Source organism: Pseudonocardia sp. 2-7 (assembly GCF_056341085.1).
In genome coordinates, this window is the sequence record NZ_CP094507.1 from 1,188,269 (window position 1) to 1,206,178 (window position 17,910).

The 17,910-nt window shown below is 73.8% G+C and carries 23 protein-coding genes and 1 tRNA gene; 14 read left to right on the top strand and 10 right to left on the bottom strand.

Annotated elements, in window-relative coordinates; genetic code table 11:
- Window positions 1-7 precede the first annotated feature (7 nt).
- From MTO91_RS06020 to MTO91_RS06065, 10 genes are all read left to right on the top strand, one after another.
- Complete coding sequence (locus MTO91_RS06020) at window positions 8-502, top strand: M67 family metallopeptidase (RefSeq protein ID WP_476653995.1); 495 nt, start codon at window positions 8-10, stop codon at window positions 500-502.
- Window positions 503-617: 115 nt separating this feature from the next.
- Window positions 618-893, top strand: a complete 276-nt coding sequence (locus MTO91_RS06025; RefSeq protein ID WP_073576170.1) for a MoaD/ThiS family protein — start codon at window positions 618-620, stop codon at window positions 891-893.
- 61 nt (window positions 894-954) lie between these two features.
- A complete protein-coding gene (locus MTO91_RS06030) occupies window positions 955-1,902 on the top strand; it encodes a PLP-dependent cysteine synthase family protein (protein ID WP_476653996.1) in 948 nt (315 codons plus the stop codon).
- Window positions 1,903-1,951: 49 nt separating this feature from the next.
- Complete coding sequence (locus MTO91_RS06035; protein WP_208825042.1) at window positions 1,952-2,548, top strand: rhomboid family intramembrane serine protease; 597 nt, start codon at window positions 1,952-1,954, stop codon at window positions 2,546-2,548.
- A 3-nt stretch (window positions 2,549-2,551) separates the two neighbouring features.
- Window positions 2,552-3,382, top strand: a complete 831-nt coding sequence (murI, locus tag MTO91_RS06040; protein WP_062400757.1) for a glutamate racemase — start codon at window positions 2,552-2,554, stop codon at window positions 3,380-3,382.
- Window positions 3,383-3,513: 131 nt separating this feature from the next.
- Window positions 3,514-3,888, top strand: a complete 375-nt coding sequence (locus tag MTO91_RS06045) for a hypothetical protein (RefSeq protein ID WP_073576167.1) — start codon at window positions 3,514-3,516, stop codon at window positions 3,886-3,888.
- The gene (locus MTO91_RS06050) at window positions 3,881-4,282 is read left to right on the top strand and encodes a hypothetical protein (protein WP_073576166.1); all 402 of its coding nucleotides are present in this window, start codon (window positions 3,881-3,883) and stop codon (window positions 4,280-4,282) included. Before MTO91_RS06045 ends, MTO91_RS06050 begins: the two co-directional genes overlap by 8 nt.
- An 8-nt stretch (window positions 4,283-4,290) precedes the next feature.
- A complete protein-coding gene (locus tag MTO91_RS06055; RefSeq protein WP_476653997.1) occupies window positions 4,291-5,076 on the top strand; it encodes an MBL fold metallo-hydrolase in 786 nt (261 codons plus the stop codon).
- 22 nt (window positions 5,077-5,098) lie between these two features.
- Window positions 5,099-5,899 (top strand): ribonuclease PH, encoded by an 801-nt coding sequence (gene rph / locus MTO91_RS06060; RefSeq protein ID WP_476653998.1) that lies wholly within the window; start codon window positions 5,099-5,101, stop codon window positions 5,897-5,899.
- Entirely contained in the window at window positions 5,896-6,579 is a 684-nt protein-coding gene (locus tag MTO91_RS06065; protein ID WP_405418934.1) for a non-canonical purine NTP pyrophosphatase, read from the top strand. Before rph ends, MTO91_RS06065 begins: the two co-directional genes overlap by 4 nt.
- Window positions 6,580-6,584: 5 nt before the next feature.
- On the opposite strand, the gene MTO91_RS06070 is transcribed toward MTO91_RS06065, so the two are convergent.
- Window positions 6,585-6,983 carry a carboxymuconolactone decarboxylase family protein gene (locus MTO91_RS06070; protein WP_208825034.1) on the bottom strand — a complete coding sequence of 133 codons (399 nt, stop codon included), beginning with the start codon at window positions 6,981-6,983 and terminating at the stop codon, window positions 6,585-6,587.
- 177 nt (window positions 6,984-7,160) lie between these two features.
- Here MTO91_RS06070 and MTO91_RS06075 point away from each other — a divergent pair, with 177 nt between their 5' ends.
- Window positions 7,161-7,874, top strand: a complete 714-nt coding sequence (locus MTO91_RS06075; protein ID WP_476653999.1) for a TVP38/TMEM64 family protein — start codon at window positions 7,161-7,163, stop codon at window positions 7,872-7,874.
- Between the two features lie 18 nt (window positions 7,875-7,892).
- On the opposite strand, the gene MTO91_RS06080 is transcribed toward MTO91_RS06075, so the two are convergent.
- From MTO91_RS06080 to MTO91_RS06095, 4 genes are all read right to left on the bottom strand, one after another.
- Window positions 7,893-7,966 (bottom strand) — tRNA-Leu (locus tag MTO91_RS06080).
- Window positions 7,966-8,616: a hypothetical protein gene (locus tag MTO91_RS06085; RefSeq protein WP_405418931.1), complete on the bottom strand. Its 651-nt coding sequence runs from the start codon at window positions 8,614-8,616 to the stop codon at window positions 7,966-7,968. The genes MTO91_RS06080 and MTO91_RS06085 overlap by 1 nt, the downstream gene beginning before the upstream one ends.
- A 35-nt stretch (window positions 8,617-8,651) precedes the next feature.
- Window positions 8,652-9,119 carry a thioredoxin-dependent thiol peroxidase gene (gene bcp / locus MTO91_RS06090; protein WP_476654000.1) on the bottom strand — a complete coding sequence of 156 codons (468 nt, stop codon included), beginning with the start codon at window positions 9,117-9,119 and terminating at the stop codon, window positions 8,652-8,654.
- Window positions 9,120-9,205: 86 nt separating this feature from the next.
- Window positions 9,206-9,652, bottom strand: a complete 447-nt coding sequence (locus MTO91_RS06095; RefSeq protein WP_476654001.1) for an HNH endonuclease — start codon at window positions 9,650-9,652, stop codon at window positions 9,206-9,208.
- A 1-nt stretch (window position 9,653) separates the two neighbouring features.
- On the opposite strand from MTO91_RS06095, the gene MTO91_RS06100 reads away from it, so the two are divergent.
- Window positions 9,654-10,451: a transposase family protein gene (locus tag MTO91_RS06100; protein WP_161152599.1), complete on the top strand. Its 798-nt coding sequence runs from the start codon at window positions 9,654-9,656 to the stop codon at window positions 10,449-10,451.
- 98 nt (window positions 10,452-10,549) lie between these two features.
- Here the strand turns inward: MTO91_RS06100 and MTO91_RS06105 are convergent, their stop codons facing one another.
- Window positions 10,550-11,938 (bottom strand): spore photoproduct lyase family protein, encoded by a 1,389-nt coding sequence (locus MTO91_RS06105; protein ID WP_476654002.1) that lies wholly within the window; start codon window positions 11,936-11,938, stop codon window positions 10,550-10,552.
- Between MTO91_RS06105 and MTO91_RS06110 the strand changes: the two genes are divergently transcribed.
- Window positions 11,832-12,053 (top strand): DUF3618 domain-containing protein, encoded by a 222-nt coding sequence (locus MTO91_RS06110; protein ID WP_062404273.1) that lies wholly within the window; start codon window positions 11,832-11,834, stop codon window positions 12,051-12,053. The two genes, MTO91_RS06105 and MTO91_RS06110, sit on opposite strands and share 107 nt — an antisense overlap.
- A 53-nt stretch (window positions 12,054-12,106) precedes the next feature.
- Here the strand turns inward: MTO91_RS06110 and MTO91_RS06115 are convergent, their stop codons facing one another.
- The 4 genes from MTO91_RS06115 to MTO91_RS06130 all read right to left on the bottom strand — a co-directional run bounded on the left by MTO91_RS06115 (window position 12,107) and on the right by MTO91_RS06130 (window position 15,135).
- On the bottom strand, window positions 12,107-13,324 hold the full coding sequence (locus MTO91_RS06115) for an NAD(P)/FAD-dependent oxidoreductase (RefSeq protein WP_405418927.1): 1,218 nt from the start codon (window positions 13,322-13,324) through the stop codon (window positions 12,107-12,109).
- A gap of 90 nt (window positions 13,325-13,414) precedes the next feature.
- Window positions 13,415-14,191 carry a SigB/SigF/SigG family RNA polymerase sigma factor gene (locus MTO91_RS06120; protein ID WP_208825020.1) on the bottom strand — a complete coding sequence of 259 codons (777 nt, stop codon included), beginning with the start codon at window positions 14,189-14,191 and terminating at the stop codon, window positions 13,415-13,417.
- Between the two features lies 1 nt (window position 14,192).
- Window positions 14,193-14,624 carry an ATP-binding protein gene (locus MTO91_RS06125; protein WP_062400766.1) on the bottom strand — a complete coding sequence of 144 codons (432 nt, stop codon included), beginning with the start codon at window positions 14,622-14,624 and terminating at the stop codon, window positions 14,193-14,195.
- Window positions 14,625-14,706: 82 nt separating this feature from the next.
- Window positions 14,707-15,135, bottom strand: a complete 429-nt coding sequence (locus MTO91_RS06130; protein WP_251785500.1) for an STAS domain-containing protein — start codon at window positions 15,133-15,135, stop codon at window positions 14,707-14,709.
- 215 nt (window positions 15,136-15,350) lie between these two features.
- On the opposite strand from MTO91_RS06130, the gene MTO91_RS06135 reads away from it, so the two are divergent.
- Complete coding sequence (locus MTO91_RS06135) at window positions 15,351-17,648, top strand: SpoIIE family protein phosphatase (protein WP_476654003.1); 2,298 nt, start codon at window positions 15,351-15,353, stop codon at window positions 17,646-17,648.
- The last annotated feature ends 262 nt before the right edge of the window (window positions 17,649-17,910 follow it).

Consider the following 17,910-nt stretch of genomic DNA (forward strand, 5'->3'; position numbering starts at 1 on the left):
TCGGGTCGTGCTCGTCCTCCGGTCCGACCTCGTCGATGCGATCGTCGCGCATGCCCGCCGGGACTTCCCGGTCGAGTCGTGCGGGCAGCTCGTCGGTCCCGAGACCGGCGAGCACCCCGAGCGCTACGTGCCGATGACCAACGCCGACGAGTTGGCGAGCGACTTCGCCTTCGCCCCGGCCGAGGACATCCGCCTGGAGCGCGAGCTGGACGCGGCCGGTGAGCGCCGCATGCTCGTCGTCCACTCCCACACGCGGCTGCCGCGGCGCCCGGTGGCGCACACCGGCCTGCCCGAGGCCTACCCGTCGCCCAAGGACGTCGCCCAGATGGAGTGGACCCCCGACCAGCACTGGCTGATCGTGGGCCTCGCCACCGCCGACGCCGAGCCCGAGGTGCGCTCCTACCACCTCGCCGACGGCGAGGTCGTGGAGGACGAGTTGGCGGTCGTGGAGTCCTACATGTTCTCCCACACCGGTTCCGACGACGTGCCCGACCGGGCCTGATCGACCCTCTCGCGCACCCGCGCCGGAGGTCGCGCGGGAATGTCGCCGTACTCCGGCCGCGTTGTCGCGCGTGAGAAATCCACGCCAGAGCGACCCACCAGGAGTGATCACAGAGATGGCCGTCTCCGTCTCCATCCCCACCATCCTTCGCACGCACACCGACGGTGAGAAGACCGTCGAGGCGAAGGGCGACACCGTCTCGGCGGTCATCGACGACCTGGAGTCGCGGCACAGCGGCATCAAGGACCGTCTGATCACCGACGGCAAGCTGCACCGCTTCGTCAACATCTACGTCGACGACGAGGACATCCGTTTCGCCGGCGGCCTGGAGGCCCCGGTCTCCGAGTCCTCCACGTTCACGATCCTCCCGGCCGTGGCCGGCGGTCGCTGAGCCCACCGGACCCCGGCACCGGGCGGCGTCCCCGCCCGGTGCCGTCGTGTGAGGAGAACCCGTGCGTTACGACTCGTTGCTGGACGCCGTCGGCGACACCCCGCTGGTCGGGCTGCCGTCCCTGTCGCCGTCGGAGGACGTGCGGCTGTGGGCGAAGCTGGAGGACCGCAACCCCACCGGCTCGATCAAGGACCGGCCCGCGCTGGCGATGATCACCGACGCCGAGAAGCAGGGGTTGCTCACGCCCGGCTGCACGATCCTGGAGCCCACCTCGGGTAACACCGGGATCTCGCTCGCGATGGCCGCGAGGCTCAAGGGCTACGAGATCATCTGCGTGATGCCGGAGAACACCTCCTCCGAGCGCAGGCAGCTGCTCGCCATGTACGGCGCGCAGATCATCTCCTCGCCGGCGGCGGGCGGGTCGAACCAGGCCGTCGCCGTCGCCAAGCAGCTCGCCACCGAGCACCCGGACTGGGTGATGCTCTACCAGTACGGCAACCCGGCCAACACCGACGCGCACTACCGCGGTACCGGCCCGGAGATCCTGCGGGACCTGCCGTCGATCACCCACTTCGTCGCCGGGCTCGGCACCACCGGCACCCTCGTCGGCGCCGGGCGCTACCTGCGCGAGCACAAGCCCGACGTGCAGGTCGTCGCGGCGGAGCCGCGGTACGGCGAGCTCGTCTACGGCCTGCGGAACCTCTCGGAGGGCTTCGTCCCGGAGCTCTACGACGAGACCGTGCTGACCGGACGGTTCTCGGTCGGCTCCTACGACGCGCTGCGCCGCACCCGCCAGCTCGTCGAGCAGGAGGGCATCTTCGCCGGGATCTCCTCCGGCGCGATCCTGCACGCCGCACTCGGCGTCGCGAACAAGGCGCTCGACGCCGGGCAGCGCGCCGACGTCGTCATGATCGTGTGTGACGGCGGCTGGAAGTACCTGTCCACCGGCGCGTACTCCGGTGACCTGGGGACCGCCGCGCAGGGCATCGACGGGCACCTCTGGGCCTGAGCCGGGCACAACGGGCATAGCGGGCGGCCGAGCCGGTACCGTGGGTGACATGACCGCACTCCCGGACGGCCGCCCCGCCCGCGTGCTGCCGCCCGCGCCGGTGCGCGCCGCGGTGATCATGCTGGCGTTCACCGCCGCGCTCTACGCGATCGAGGCGGTCGACCAGGCGTCCGGCGGGATGGTCGACGCCGCCGCGGCGATCTACCCGCGCAGCACCGACGGCCTCGCGGGGATCCTCACCGCGCCGCTGCTGCACGGCGACTGGGCGCACCTCGCCGCCAACAGTCTGCCGTTCCTGATCTTCGGGTTCCTCGCCATGTCCGGCGGGCCGGTGCAGTGGGTCGCGGTCACCGCGACGATCTGGGTGATCAGTGGGCTGGGGGTGTGGCTGACCTCGCCGCTGCCGGTGCTCGGCGCCTCCGGCATCGTGTTCGGCTGGTTCCTGTTCCTGCTCACCCGCGGCTTCCTGGCCCGCAACGGACGGCAGATCCTGCTCGCCGTCGTGCTGTTCCTCTTCTACGGCTCGATCCTCTGGGGTGTGCTGCCGTCGGACCCGATGGTCTCCTGGCAGGGGCACCTGTTCGGCGCGATCGGCGGCGTCGTCGCCGCCCGCTGGGTCGCGAAGGCCGACCGCCTACCCTCCTAGGGTGTGAGCGACGCGCCCGGTATCGACGCCCCGATCGGCATCTTCGACTCCGGAGTCGGGGGGCTCACCGTCGCCCGCTCGGTCATCGACCTGCTGCCCGCCGAACAGATCGTCTACGTCGGCGACACCGCGCACAGCCCCTACGGGCCCCGCCCGCTCGCCGACATCCGGCGCCTCGCGCTCGCGATCGGCGACGAGCTCGTCGACTCGGGGGTCAAGGCGCTGGTCATCGCCTGCAACTCCGCCTCGGCGGCCTGTCTCGCCGACTTCCGCGAGCGCTACCCGGTCCCGGTGGTCGAGGTCGTCCGCCCGGCCGTGCGCCGCGCCGTCGCCACCACCCGCAACGGCCGGATCGGCGTCATCGGCACCGCCGCGACCATCGCCTCGGGCGCCTACGCCGACGCCTTCGACGCCGCCCGCGACACCGAGATCACCTCGGTGGCCTGCCCCCGGTTCGTCGACTTCGTGGAGCGCGGCACCACCAGCGGACGCCAGGTCCTCGGCGTCGCCCAGGGGTACCTGGAGCCGCTGCAGCGCGCCGGGGTCGACACCGTCGTCCTCGGCTGCACCCACTACCCGCTGCTGTCCGGGGTGCTGGAGATCGTCCTCGGCCCGGACGTAACGCTGGTGTCCTCGGCCGACGAGACCGCCCGCACCCTGGTCCGGACCCTGCACGCGCACGACCTGCTGCGCGACGACACGACCCCGCCCGCGCCGCACCGCTTCCTCGCCACCGGCGACCCGGAACCCTTCGCCCGGCTCGGCCGCCGCTTCCTGGGCCCCGAGATCGGCTCGGTCGTGGGCCGCGCGGGCGCCGCGCTCCCGTCCGCCTGACAGCCACACCCGCTTCCCCGGACCCACACCTGCCGCAGCAGGTGTGGGAACCGGTCGACAGGTGTGGATGCGGACCGGGCGCGGGCGGGTCCGGCGCGGCGGTCGGGGGAGGCGGGGGTAGCGTTCCCGCCGTGATCGGAACGCTCGTCCTGGTGATCACCGTGGCGCTCTCGGCCACCGCGCTGTTCGGGCTGGTCACGACGGCGCTGAACCGGCCCCCGAGCCGGGTGCACACCGTCGCCGTCGGGATCTGTGTGGCGCTCATCGTCGTGCAGGCGGCGATCGCGGCGTACCGGGTCCTGCTCGGCGGGGTCACCCTGCCCGAGCAGTCGACCTTCCTCATCTACCTCGCCGTCGCGGTCTGCGTCCCGGTGATCGCACTGCAGTTCGCCACCGCCGAGCCGAGCCGCTGGGGCGGCGCCGTGATCGCCGTCGGCGCGATCGGGACGCTCGTCGCCGTGCTGCGCCTGCAGGGCCTGTGGATCCCGGGGGTGCCCGGTGCCTGAGCCCCGCGCCACCGCCACCGGCCCCGGGCGCATCCTCATCGCCGTCTACGGCATCTTCGCGCTCTCGGCCTCGGCGCGGGCCGGCGTGCAGATCGCCGAACGCTTCGGTGAGGCGCCGCTCGCGTACTCGCTGTCCGCGCTCGCCGGCTTCGTCTACATCCTGGCCACCGTCGGTCTGGCGGGCACCGGCCCCGGCTTCCGCCGCCTCGCCTGGTCCGCCGTGGTGTTCGAGCTCGTCGGCGTGCTCGCCGTCGGCGCGTTCACCACGTTCGTCCCCGCCGACTTCCCCCGCGAGACGGTCTGGTCGCACTTCGGCGCCGGCTACGGCTTCGTCCCGCTGGTGCTGCCGTTCGTCGGGCTCTGGTGGCTGCGGCGTACCTCACGAACGGGTTAGGGTCGCGCATGCGGCTGATCGTTCTCGGGTGCTCCGGCAGCGGCCCCGGACCCGAGTCCCCGGCATCGGGCTACCTCGTCGAGGCCGGGACGACCCGCCTCACGCTCGACCTCGGCAACGGCACCCTCGGTGCCCTGCAACGGCACGCCGACCCGTTCTCCCTCGACGCCGCGGTGTTCAGCCATCTGCACCCCGACCACTGCTCGGACTTCCCGTCGCTGGTGGTGCACCGTCGCTACCACCCCCGGCCCCCGTTCGACGCGACCGCGCGCAAGCTGGCCGTGCACGCCCCGGCCGGTGCGCACACCCGCTTCGTCCGCGCCGACGCCGTCACCGAGGCCGACTACGCCCGCACCGATCTCACCGACGTCTTCTCCTTCCACGACCTCGTGGTCGGCGAGCCGTTCACCGTCGGCACCGGGGACGACGCCGTCACCGTCACCGCGTACGAGGTCGTGCACGTCTGCCCCGCCTACGCGCTGCGCCTCGAGCACCGCGGCCGGGTCCTGACCTACTCCGGGGACACCGCAGCCTGCCCCGGGCTCGTCGAGGCCGCCCGCGACGCCGACCTGCTGCTCTGCGAGGCCAGCTGGCCGCACGCCGAGGCCGGGCCGCCCGGGGTGCACCTGTCCGGACGGGAGGCGGGCGAGCACGCCGCGGCCGCCGGGGCCCGGCGCCTGGTCGTCACCCACGTCCCGGCCTGGTTCGACCGCGAGTCCCTCGGCGCCGAGGCCAAGGCGGCCTTCGGCGGGACCGTCGAGCTCGCCCGGCCCGACGCGGTGTTCGAGGTCTGAACCGGCTTCCTACGATGGCCGGGTGACACGAACAGAGGGCAGGGCCGACGGCCGGACCGACGACGAGATGCGGCCGGTGACCATCACCCGGGGCTTCCAGAAGCACCCCGCGGGATCGGTGCTGGTGGAGTTCGGGGACACGAAGGTGCTGTGCGCCGCCAGCGTCACCGACGGGGTACCGCGGTGGCGGAAGGGATCCGGCCTCGGCTGGGTCACCGCCGAGTACGCGATGCTGCCCTCGGCGACCGACACCCGCTCGTCGCGCGAGTCGGTGAAGGGCAGGATCGGCGGCCGCACCCACGAGATCTCCCGGCTGATCGGCCGGTCCCTGCGCGCCTGCATCGACCTGCGCGCGCTCGGCGAGAACACGATCGCGATCGACTGCGACGTCCTGCAGGCCGACGGCGGCACCCGCACCGCGGCCATCACCGGTGCCTACGTGGCCCTGTGCGACGCCGTCACCTGGCTCGGCGAGCAGGGCAAGCTGTCCGATCCCAAGCCGATCTCCTGTCAGGTCGCCGCGGTGTCTGTCGGCGTCGTCGACGGCCGCGTCCGGCTCGACCTCCCCTACTCCGAGGACTCGCGGGCCGAGGTCGACACGAACGTCGTCGCCACCGAGACCGGCACCCTCATCGAGGTCCAGGGCACCGGCGAGGGCGCCACGTTCTCCCGCTCGACCCTCGACGCCATGCTGGACTCCGCGCTCGCCGGGATCGCCGAACTGGCGCGCCTGCAGGTCGAGGTGCTCGCCGCGCCGCACCCGAAGACGGCCGCGCGGGCCGCCGCCGACGTCCCGGACACCGCGGGGGAGGGCGAGGCGTGAAGATCCTGCTCGCCACCCGCAACGCCAAGAAGCTCGTCGAGCTGCGCCGGATCACCGAGGCCGCCGGGCTCTCCGGGGTGGAGATCGTCGGGCTCGCCGACGTCCCCGAGTTCCCGGAGGCCCCCGAGACCGGCGCGACCTTCGCCGCGAACGCGCTCGCCAAGGCCCGCGACGCCGCCGCCGCGACCGGGCTGCCCGCGATCGCCGACGACTCCGGCATCACCGTCGACGCCCTGAACGGCATGCCGGGCATCTTCTCCGCCCGCTGGTCCGGCCGGCACGGCGACGACGAGGCCAACCTGCAGTTGCTCCTCGGGCAGACCACCGACGTCCCCGACGAGCGCCGTGGCGCCGCGTTCGTGTGCGCCGCCGCACTGGTGACGCCCGACGCGGCCACCGCAGGCCCCGACCCCGCCCCCGGCGACACCGACGGCACCGGCGGCCCGGACGCGGAGGCCTCCGTGCCCGGGCGCACGGTGGTGCACGGGACGTGGCGCGGCACCCTGCTGCGCGCCCCGCGGGGTGAGAACGGCTTCGGCTATGACCCGATCTTCGCCCCGGAGGGCGACGACCGCTCCTCGGCCGAGCTCAGCGCCGAGGAGAAGGACGCCGCCTCGCACCGGGGGACCGCGCTGCGCGCGCTCGTCCCGCACCTGCAGGCGCTCCTCGCCGACGGCTGAGGGACTTACTCGGGAGCGGGCTCGGCCAGGACGCGCTGCGCGATCCGGAACGCCGAGTTCGCCGCCGGGACCCCGCAGTAGATCGCGGTCTGCAGGATGATCTCGACGATCTCGTCGCGGGTCAGGCCGTTGCGCCGGGCCGCCCGCACGTGCAGCTCGAACTCCTCCCAGTGTCCGTGCGCGACGAGCGCGGTCAGCGTCACCGCCGAGCGCATCCGGCGCTCCAGCCCGGGGCGGGTCCAGATCTCGTTCCACGCGTAGCGGGTGATCAGCTTCTGGAAGTCCGCGGTCGTCTCGTCGACGCGGCCCAGCGCCGCGTCGACGTAGTCCGAGCCGAGGACCTCGCGGCGCACGGCCAGCCCGTCGGCGTCCAGTTCGGCGGGGTCGATACCCGAGTCGCTCATGGTCGGCAGCCTCTCACGACCGACCGCGGCGGCACGCGCGCCGACCGCGGCCAGCGGCGCGCCCGGAGGTGCCCGGCCACGCGGACGGCCGCGGCCGGTGGCGCACGCGGGGGAGTCCGGTCACGTGCGACGACCGCGGCCGACGGCACCGGCACGGGTCTCGGTACCGTGATCTCCGTGCGGTGGTGGCGGTTTCTGCTGGGCTGCCTCGGGCTGGTGCTCGCGGCCGCACTCGTCGTACTCGTGGCCCGGTCCCTGGGGCTGTCCGCCGTCCCTCGGTTCGGTGAGCTGCGCCGGGCCGTGGAGGCCGCCGGGATCTGGGGCCCGGTCGTGTTCGTGCTGCTCCAGGTCGCGCTGAACGTCCCGCCCTTCCCCCGGACGGTGTTCACCGTGTCCGCCGGGGTGCTGTTCGGCGCCCTCGGCGGTGCGGCGCTGACCCTGTTCGCGACCGCGCTGTCCGCGGTCGTGGCGTTCGCGCTCGTCCGGGCCACCGGCGGGCGGCTCGTCGCCCGCTACGCCGGCCACCCGCGCGCGGTGTGGGTGCGCCGCAGGCTCGACCACCACGGCGTGCTCGCGGTGACGTCGCTGCGGCTGATCCCGATGGTGCCGTTCGCGGTGCTCAACTATCTGTCCGGGCTGTCCCAGGTGCGGTTCTGGCCCTACCTGGTCGGCACCGTGATCGGGTCGGCGCCGAGCACCATCGCCGTCGTCGCGCTCGGCGACGCCGTGACCGGGCACGTACCACCGACCCTGCTGCTGGTCTCCGGGATCTGCGCGGTGCTCGGTCTCGGCGGGGTGCTGCTCGCCGCGCGGCGGCCACTGCCGGACGAGGCCGGCGGAGTCGCGCCCGGGGGGACGGAGCCGGCCGGGACCGCGCCGCCCGCCGGGTGAGGCGGGCGACGCGATGCGTGCCGGCGGCGGGATTCGAACCCGCACTTGCACGGACCTAAACCGTGTCTCTCTGCCAGTTGGAGTACGCCGGCTAGTTCTTTCGGCCGCACCAGGTATCGGTGAGGGCGTGGCAGTTCGCGCACAGGATACGAAGGTTCTCGAGCCGGTTGTCGGTGTGGTCGCCGTTCACGTGGTCGAGCTGGAGCGGGACGGGTCGTCCCTGCCACTCGGTCAGGCCACACCCCTCGCACCGCGCGGCCTTCAGCCCCTCCGCGACGAGCCGCCGGCGCAGGGTCGCGCTGCTGCGGTAGCTCGACCCGCGGACCAGGATGTCCGCCAGCGGCCGTGCCCGCCGCCCCGGGAAGGTCCGGCCCCGGGCCCAGGAACGCCCCGTGAAGTGTGTCGTGTCGAGCTCGAGCGTCCGGATATGCGCGACCACCGCCCGGAACATGCCGCCGCTGGGCTCGTACCCGAGCCGCCGGAGCACGGCGTGCACGCTGACCTCGGCCGCGACGGCCGCCCGCAGCTCGCCGTCGGTGTAGCGCCGTCGGTGGTTGCGGTGCCCGGGGTCGAACGCGCCCGGGATGTGGCTCGCGTCCGCGCCGGTCCGGACGATGTGGGCTCGCAGCTGGTCGTACCGCCCGGGCCGGATGCCCAGCCGGTGACACACCTCGCTCAACCGTCGCGACGCCGCCACCGCCGCGAGCAGCTCCTCGTCGGTCCACCGGCGGGCGCGGGGCACGTCCGCTCACCCCGCGCCCGCCGGCCGGACGGGCATCAGACCTTCCAGTCCCGGCGCAGCTTTGCCACGTGCCCGGTCGCCTTCACGTTGTACTGCGCGTCGACGATCGTGCCGTCCTCGCCGACCAGGAAGGTGGAGCGGATGACCCCGGTGACCGTCTTGCCGTAGAGCTTCTTCTCGCCGAAGGCGCCCCAGGCGGTGAGGACCTCGCGGTCCGGGTCGGACAGCAGCGGGAAGGTCAGCTCCTCGTCGTCGCGGAACGTCGCGAGCTTGGCGGGCTTGTCCGGGGAGATGCCCAGCACGTCGATGCCCGCGCCGTTCAGCTCGGCGAGGTTGTCGCGGAAGTCGCAGGCCTCCTTCGTGCAGCCCGGGGTGCTCGCCGCCGGGTAGAAGTAGACGACGACCTTGCGGCCGCGGTAGTCCGCCAGGGAGACGGCCGTGCCGTCGGCGTCGTCGAGGGTGAAGTCGGGGGCGGTGTCGCCCGCCTGCAGCCGTGTGCTCATGACGATCAGCGTGCCACCCGTGTCCCCGCCCTCGGCGCCAAGCACGCGGTCTGTGGACGGACCGTCCGGTTGTGGACGGAGTGGGCTCAGGGCTCCCCGGCGAGCCGTTCCAGCCGTCGCAGCTGGCCGTCGAGGTAGGGCCGTGCACGGCGCAGGCCGCCGCGTTCGGCGATCGCCGCGGCGAGCGAGCGCAGCGTGCCGAGCACCGCGGGCAGGTCCGGGTCCCAGCCGCGCCTGCGGCACTCGGCGAACCAGTCCGCGGGGCTCGTGTGACCGCGAGCCCGGTTGCAGCGACCGCAGGCGACGACCTCGTTCTCCAGCCACGACGGTCCGCCCTTCACCTTCGGGACGAGGTGGTCGGTCGTGGCGCGGACCGGTCCGGTGCAGTCGCGGCGGCACCATACACAGTGAGCCTTTGCCAACCTGACGGACGGGCAGGTCAGAGCGTGTGCGGCGTGGCGTGACCTCGAAGGGGTGAAGCTCCTGGTAGACGAGCGGTTGCTGAGACCAATCCGTCCGACCAGGAGCTTCAAGGTGCTGTCCTACCCGTCCGGGATGACCGTGTCCACCCACACGCTGAAGATGGTCAGCACGCTGCTGCGTCGTCACCGCCGCGAACGCGCGACCCGCTGGCGCAGGCTCACCCCGGGCCGTCAAGCCCTGCTGGTCGTGGCGCACCTGCGCACCGGTGACACCTACGCCCAGCTGGCCTGCGGATTCAAGGTCGGGACCTCCACGGTGTACCGCTACCTGCGCGAGGCCATCGACCTGCTCGCTGCGATGGCCCCGACCCTGGAGCAAGCGATGCAGGTCGCGGCGCGCAAAGCGTTCGTGATCATCGACGGGACCCTGCTGCGCATCGACCGGGTCGGCATGGCGAGCGGCTATGACCGGGGGTTCTACTCGGGCAAGCACAAATGCCACGGGCTGAACGTGCAGGTCATCGCCGACCCGGTCGGCCGGTTGGTGTGGATCTCCCCGCCGCTGCCCGGGGCCCGTCACGACATGGGCGCAGCCCGCGAGCACGGCATCATCGACGCGCTCACCGAGTACGCGATCCCGGCCGCCGGCGACACCGCCTACCAGGGTGCCGGGCCTACGGTCGCGGTCCCGCAGCGCCGTCGGCGCCTCGACCCCGACACCGGTCGTTACCGACCCTTGTCGGTGAACCAGAAGGCGGTCAACGCCGCGCACGCCCGCCGTCGCGGGCCGGGCGAGCGGGTCAACGCCGAGCTGAAGACCTGGAAGGTCCTGCGCAAGATCCGCTCCAGCCCGAACCAGGCCGCAGCGCTCATCGCCGCAGTTCAGACCCTCATGATCGCCAACACTTGATCAGGTTGGCAAAGGCTCAGTGCCCGCCGTCGCGGAGCGCGGCCAGCGCCAGGCGCTGCGCGCGCCCGGGCTGGGCGGGGGAGGGGGTCACGGAACGGTCAGAACGCGTAGCGGATGCGTAGCCACGGTGCGTGCCGCTCGACGAGGGCGCGCAGTTCACGCACCCCGCGGGCCTTCACGGTGTCCCGGTAGCGCACGTTCCACATGCCGTTGCCGCTGCGCTTGCCCTGCTGGATCGCGGGTCGCCACAGCACCTCCTCCGCCCGCGGGTGCCAGCCGAGGTTCACCTCGTGCAATCCCTCGTTGTGGGTCAGCAGGATCACCTCGGCGGCGGCCTGCGCACGGAACGCGGGGCCGGTGACGTCGCCGATCCGGGTCAGGAGCTCGGCCCAGTCGGCCTGCCAGCCCTCGCGCAGCACCACCGGGGACAGGTTGAGGTGCACCTCGTAGCCCGCGGCCACGAAGTCGTCGATCGCGGCGATCCGCCGGGCGACCGGGGTGGTGCGCACGTCGAGCAGCCTGCTGTCGCGTTCGGGCATCAGCGAGAACCGGATGCGGGTGCCGCCCTGCGGGTCGAGGCCCAGCAGCTCGCGGTTGACGTACTTCGTCGCGAAGCTGGCCCGCGCGCCGGGCAGATCCCGGAAGCAGCCGACCAGGTCGGCCACGTTGTCCGAGAGCAGCGCGTCGACCGCGACGTCGGAGTTCTCCCCGATGTCGTAGACCCAGTCGGTGTGGTGGACCTGGTTCGGTTCGGTCTTGGGCCCCTGACGCCGTACGTGCCCGCGCAGGTAGCGGACGATCCGGTCGATGTTGGTGAAAACGGTGACCGGGTTCGCGTAGCCCTTCTGCCGGGGGACGTAGCAGTAGGCGCAGGCCAGCGCGCAGCCGCGGTGGAGGGGGCGATGAAGTCCGCGGAGCGGCCGTTGGGGCGGGCCGAGAGCGACTTCTTCTCGCCCAGGACCAGATTCTCGGTCTTGACCCGGACCCAGCGGTCCACGTTGCCGGCGTTGCCGTGCAGCGCCTCGATGTTCCAGTGCGAGGCGACCTCGACGATCTCGGCGTCGGGGAACGACAGTGCGACCTGCTGTCCGCGCGGCGACGCCAGCGCGTCCGGTTCGGCCCAGATCCGGCGGATGTCGAACAACTGTTCCACACTCACCGGTCCAGCCTCGCAGGATCGTGCGGGTACCGCCCGGCGACCGTCCGCGGAACCCGAATCGGCGGCGCGCCGTGGGCGGGCGCGCGGACCGGCCCGTGCGGTGGCTACGGTGTGTGCCACGCCGCTCGCGGTGCCCCGACGTCGGTGTCGGGGCAGCGTCGGGCGCGAGCAGCAGGAGTCCCGGGCGCGGACGCGTACCGGCCGAACCGGAGGTGGACGTGGTGGCCCGCGACCCCGAGAACATCCAGCGCGAGATCGAGAAGACCCGGGACGCGCTGGCCGAGAGTCTGGACGCCCTGGCGGACCGGGCGAACCCGAAGAACCTCATCGAGGGCGGCAAGGAGCAGCTCGCGGAGCGGCTCGCCGACCCGAAGGTCAAGTACTCGCTGATCGCGGTCGGCGCGCTGGTCGGGCTGGCGATCGTCCGCTCGATCTTCCGCTAGACCGCCTGCACACCACGCCCGGCCGGTGCCCGCACCGGCCGGGCGTTCGTGTGTCAGGACAGCGAGTCGCGCAGCTCCAGCGTCGCGGCGCGGTCGGCACCCTCGGCCAGCGGGCGGCGGTAGCGGGCGACGAGCCGGGCCGCGCCGAACCCGGCGACGGCGACGAGGTCGTCGCCGCGCAGGTAGCCGAGCACGGTGCCCTTCACCGGGCCGTCGTCGAGACCCTCGCCGTGCAGCGGCAGCAGCGAGTCCGCGCGGTCCGGCCGCCCGACGAGCTGGATCTTCATGCCGAACTGGTCGGACCAGAAGAACGGCACCGCGGCGGGCGGCGGGGTCGTGCCGGTGATGTCCGCGGCGACCGCGGCGGCCTGGTCGCTCGCCGAGGTCCAGTGCTCCAGCCGGGTGCGCTCGCCGGTGTCCGGGTCGGTCCAGGCGGCCGCGTCGCCCGCCGCCCACACCCCGGGCAGCCCGTCGACCCGGCCGCGGTGGTCGCAGGGGATGCCGTCGGCGACGTCGACGCCGGTGGCCTCCAGCCAGCCCAGGTCGAGCATCCCGCCGACGCCGACGACGATCTCGTCGGCCGTCACCGTCGACCCGTCGGAGAGCGTGGCGCCCGAGTCCGTCAGCTCCGACACCGACACCCCGGTGCGCAGGTCGACCCCGGCGTCGCTCATCAGCCGGGCCACGACCGCACCGGCCCGGTCGCCCAGCAGCCGTGCCATCGGCACGGTGCCGGTCTCGACCACGGTGACCGTGACACCCCGATCCCGGGCGGTGCTCGCGACCTCGGCCCCGATGAACCCGGCACCCACCACGAGCAGCGACGACGCCGAGGCCAGCGCGTCGCGCAGCTGCTCGGACTCGTCGACGGCGCGCAGCAGGTGCGCGGAGTCGGGCTGGTCGTCGAGCATCCGGGAGGTGACCCCCACGGCGAGGACGACGGCGTCGGCGTGCAGCACGGTGCCGTCGTCGAGCTCGACCTCGGAGCCGTCGGCCGGGTCCTCGGCGGGCCGCAGGGCGACCGCGGAGCGGCCGAGGTGGGTGCGTACGCCGAGCTCGTCGAGGTCCTCGGCGGTGCACAGGTCGACCTTGGTGCGCTCCCACTCACCGGCCAGGAACTGCTTGGACAGCGGCGGTCGGTCGTAGGGGAGGTGCTCCTCGGCCCCCACCAGGCTGATCCGGCCCTCGTAACCGTCCCGGCGCAGGTTCTCCACCGTGCGCAGTCCGGCCAGTCCTGCGCCGACCACCAGCACGTGTTCCGGCACGCTCATCTCCTACCTCCCCGCTCCGGGCCCGGACGGTGCGCCGGTCCCGCCCCGATCCTCGCGGACGGGGCACGGCGCCGCTGCGCGGCCCGGGCGTCAGAAGGTGCGGTCCTCCGGGTCGAGCCGGTTGCGCAGCCGGGACAGCGTCTGCGCGAGCAGCCGGGAGACGTGCATCTGGGAGATGCCGACCTCCTGGGCGATCTGGGTCTGGGTGCGGTTGCCGAAGAACCGCAGCATCACGATGGTCCGCTCGCGGGGCGCCAGCTCGGCGAGCAGCGGGCGCAGCGACTCGCGGTAGTCGACCCGGTCGAGCTCGGCGTCGGCGTCGCCGACCAGCTCGCCGACGGTGGCGCTGCCGTCCTCCGACGACAGCATCTCGTCGAGCGAGGAGCTGCGGTAGGCCTCGGCGGCCTCCAGGCCCTCCAGGACCTCGGCGACGGGCAGGTCGAGGTACTCGGCGAGCTCCGAGGGCCGGGGCGCGCGACCGAGGGTCTGGGACAGCTCGGACACCGCGCCGTTGATCGACACGTGCATGTCCTTGAGCCGTCGAGGCACCCGCATCGACCAGCTCTGGTCCCGGAAGTGCCGGCGTACCTCACCGGAGATCGTGGGCACGGCGAAGGAGAAGAACTCACCGCCCTTCTCCGGGTCGAACCGGTCGATGGCGTTGATCAGCCCGACCGTCGCGACCTGCACGAGGTCGTCGAGGGGCTCGCCGCGGTGGTTGAACCGGCGGGCGATGTGCTGGGCGACGGGCAGGTAGCCGGTGACGAGCTGCTCGCGCAGCCGTTCCCGGCGGGGGTCGCCGTCGTCGAGACCCGCGTACTGCTCGAGCAGCGGGGTGAGGTGGGCGTACTGAGGGTCCGACGTCACGTCACAGCCCGTGACCCGCGAGCTTGTGCAGGCGGATGGTGAGGGCCGGGCGCCCGCCGTCCTCCTCACCGGACTCGACCGCGACGTGGTCGGCCAGGGTCTGCAGGACCCGCCAGCCGAAGGAGTCGGTGGGCAGCTGCGCACCGGTGCCGGTCTCGACCCGGGCGGTGACCTCGATCCGCTCGTCGGAGACGGCGAAGGTGCACCGCAGCGGCGATCCGGGGGCGGCCATCGCGACCAGCGTCGCGCACGCCTCGTCGACGGCCATCCGCAGGTCGGAGACCGCGTCCAGGTCGAAGTCCGCGCGTGCGGCGAGGTCGGAGGCCACCGCACGGACCGTGGGGATCAGCGCGGGCCGCGCCGCGACCCTGATCTCGACGGTGTTGTCGGTGCCGGCGCCGTGCGCCGTGCCTGCCACGTCCTCCTGGGCCACGCTGACGAGTCCTTTCGTGCGACGGGGGTGTCGGGCCGGATCATGTCGCCTCCGGCGGGGGTGTGCAGGACCGGGTGCCCGCTCAGGCGCCGGGAATGCCCGCCTGGTCGGGCAGGACGGTGAACAGCTGGGCGGAGCCGGTGACCTCGAGCGGCCGGAGCACGGCCCGGTTGGTGGCGACGACGAACAGCCGCCGTCCGTCCCGGGCGGCCCGCCGGGCGGTGTGGATGAGCACGCCGAGGCCGCTGGAGGCGAGGAACGTGACGCCCTCCAGGTCCACGGCGAGGTCGCGGCCGTCGCCGTCGGGGGCGAGGTCCAGCAGCTCGTCGAGGGCGGTCTCGAGACGCGGTGCGGTCAGGGTGTCGACCTCGCCGCGCACGGTGAGCACGGTCAGGCCGCTGCGCGGTGAGGAGAAGCCGACGCCGAGGTGGGCGGAGTCGGTGCCGTCCAGCTCGGCGTCCCCGTCCCCCCGGGACGGTTGCGCCGGCGCGGATCCGGGCAGGGTGATCACCTCCGTGTCGGGCGCCGGGCGGCGCGGAAGCGTTGTGGAGCGCCGCCGTGCTCTCGACGGGCAGGTGTCTTCTCGCGCCGCACGACGCACCGGGGTCGCGGCGGGGCCGTCCTGGCCCGCGCCGGGTCCGGTCCACCCACGACAGGAGACCGGGCCCGACGATACCGGCCGGGCTCGGCGGGCCCGGCACGGCGCCTGCCCTTAGGCTCGCCCGGGTGACGCGGTACTCCGATCTCGGCCCCGACGCCCCGGCCGGTCCCCCCGGCGACGCGGTGGACCGGGCCGTCGACCAGGCGGTCGCGACCTCGGTGGAATCCTTCGGCGAGCAGCCGAGCACCCCGGCCATGCCGCACGTGCGCGGCGGGGCGCAGGTGGCCGTCCTGATGATCGACCTCTCCGAGCGCCGGATCGTCTACGCCAACACCACCGCGCTGGAGCTGGCCGGTGACCGCCCGGTGCGGCTGCCCATCGGGGTCCGCGAGTGGAGCGAGGCCGCGCGGCTGACCGACCTGGACGGCCGTCCGTACACCGGCGAGGGGTCCCCACTGGCCCGGATCGCCTCCGGCGAGGCGGTGTCCGGCGAGCCGGTCGCGCTGCACGGACCGGGACTCATGCCCGACCGCGACGGCGTCCCGGTCCCGGGGGAGGGGGCCATGGCCAGCAGCACCCTGGTCTGGGTGACCGGGTTCGCGCTGGCCGACCCCGGAGCCCAGGGACAGGGAACCTACGCGCAAGCCTCGGCCACCGGGCCCGGCCGGGCGCTGGCCGTGCTGCTGCCGCTGTCGGACTCCGAGGTCGGCCAGGGCGGGGACCGCGACCGGATGGGGTTCCTGCGCGACCGTGCGGTGCTCGCCACCGAGATGTCGTTCACCATCTCCGACCCGCAGCGTGAGGACGACCCGCTGGCCTGGGTGAACCCGTCGTTCGAACGGCTGACCGGGTACCCCCTCGACGAGGTGGTCGGGCGCAACTGCCGGTTCCTGCAGGGCCCCAACACCGACCGGTCCGCGGTCCGCCGGGTGCGCGAGGCGCTGCGGGAACGGCGGGCGATCACCGAGGTGCTGCTCAACTACCGGCGCGACGGCACCGCGTTCTGGAACCAGGTGTCCATCTCGCCGGTGCACGACGGCGACGGCGAGCTGGTCAACTTCGTCGGCGTGCAGAGCGACGTCACCGAGCGGGTCGTCGTCGAGCAGGAGCGGCGGGCGGCGCTCGCCGACGCCGAGGCCGCGCGGGCCCAGCTGCGGCTGCTGGCCGAGGCGACCACCCAGATGACGACGGCGCTCGACGTGGCCGACGCCTGCCGCCGCTTCTCCCGGATCGTGGTGCCGGAGCTGGCCGACCTGTGCACGGTGGACCTGCTCGACACCCCCGACGGGGCGACCCGCGAACGGATGGCCGTCGCGGCCCGGGACGCCGACGACGAGGCGCTGCTGTCGCGGTCCGGTCCGCTGGGGGCCGTGCGGATCGAGCAGCAGGCCGAGACCGCGGTGCGGACCGGCAAGCCGTACCTGGTGCAGGAGCTGCCCGACGACGGCCGCGAGGTCTACCCCGACGACCCGGAGGCGGCCGACGCCTATGAGCGGCTGCGGCTGCGCTCGGCGATGGTCGTCCCGCTGCTCGGCCGCGGCCGGGTGCTCGGCCTGGTGACGCTGTCCACCCAGTTCCCCTACGGCCGTCGCTGGACCCAGCGCGACCTGCACCTGGCCTCGGACCTCGCGGGCCGCGCCGGGCTGGCCGTCGACAACGCCCGGCTCTACGAGGTGGAGCGGGCCGCGGCGGCGACCCTGCAGCACAGCCTGCTCCCGGCGCTGCCGCAGGTCCCGGGGATGCGGGTCGCGGCCCGCTACCTGGTGGGCGCGGACGGCAACCAGGTGGGCGGGGACTGGTACGACGTGCTGCCGATGCCGGACGGCTCGGTCGGCGCCGCGGTGGGCGACGTCGTCGGCCACGACCTGTCGGCGGCGGCCGCGATGGGGCAGCTGCGCGGCGTGCTGCGCTCCTACGCCTGGGGCGGGGACGCGCCCGGGCCGGTGCTCGACCGCTGCGACCAGCTGGTGCAGGGCCTGGACATCGCCGCGATGGCGACCGCGGTGTACGCCCGGTTCGGGCCGGTGGCCCCCGACGGCGGACGCGAGCTGACCTACGCCAACGCCGGGCACCCGCCGCCGCTGCTGCGCGACCCGCAGGGCCGGCTGCACCGGCTCGACGCGCACCACTCGCCGATGCTCGGCGCGGTGCCGGACTTCGGGCGGGCCGCCGGGGCGCACCGCGGCGGCGCCACGGTCCCGTGTGCCGCCGGGTCGCTGCTCGTGTTCTACACCGACGGCCTGACCGACATCATCGGTGAGGACGCCGACGCCCGCACCGAGCTCATCGAGCGCACGCTGGAGGAGCTGCCGTCCGACGCCGACCCGGAGCGGGTGGTGGAGCGGGTGCTCGAGGTCTGCCTGCCGGACCGGCTCGACGACGACATCGCCCTGCTCGCGATCCGTCTGGACCACCCGGCCTGACGGTCCGGTCGGCTGGACCGTCACCCGTCCGGACCCGGCCGCGCGGAGCGACCCGATCGGCCGCACCGGCCGACCCGATCGGCGGCCGGCCTGCCGTGTCGGCGTTCCCGGCCGGACGAGTCGACCGCTCCGGCCGCGTCGGGCGTCCGGGTTCGACCGTCCGGGGCGTCCGCCCACCGGCGGTGCCCCGCCCGGCGGCGGGGCGGCGCCGTTCGACCGTCCGGCCCATCCGCGCTACCGGTGGGCGGGCCGAGGTCACGGC

Coding starts and splice junctions, on each gene's coding strand:
- MTO91_RS06025 (WP_073576170.1), top strand. CDS start 618: ATGGCCGTCTCCGTCTCCATCCCCACCATCCTTCGCACGCACACCGAC.
- MTO91_RS06035 (WP_208825042.1), top strand. CDS start 1,952: ATGACCGCACTCCCGGACGGCCGCCCCGCCCGCGTGCTGCCGCCCGCG.
- MTO91_RS06055 (WP_476653997.1), top strand. CDS start 4,291: ATGCGGCTGATCGTTCTCGGGTGCTCCGGCAGCGGCCCCGGACCCGAG.
- MTO91_RS06070 (WP_208825034.1), bottom strand. CDS start 6,983: ATGAGCGACTCGGGTATCGACCCCGCCGAACTGGACGCCGACGGGCTG.
- bcp (WP_476654000.1), bottom strand. CDS start 9,119: ATGAGCACACGGCTGCAGGCGGGCGACACCGCCCCCGACTTCACCCTC.
- MTO91_RS06105 (WP_476654002.1), bottom strand. CDS start 11,938: ATGAGGTTCTTCGGGTTCGCCCGGTCCGCCAGGGCGTCCAGACTCTCG.
- MTO91_RS06115 (WP_405418927.1), bottom strand. CDS start 13,324: ATGAGCGTGCCGGAACACGTGCTGGTGGTCGGCGCAGGACTGGCCGGA.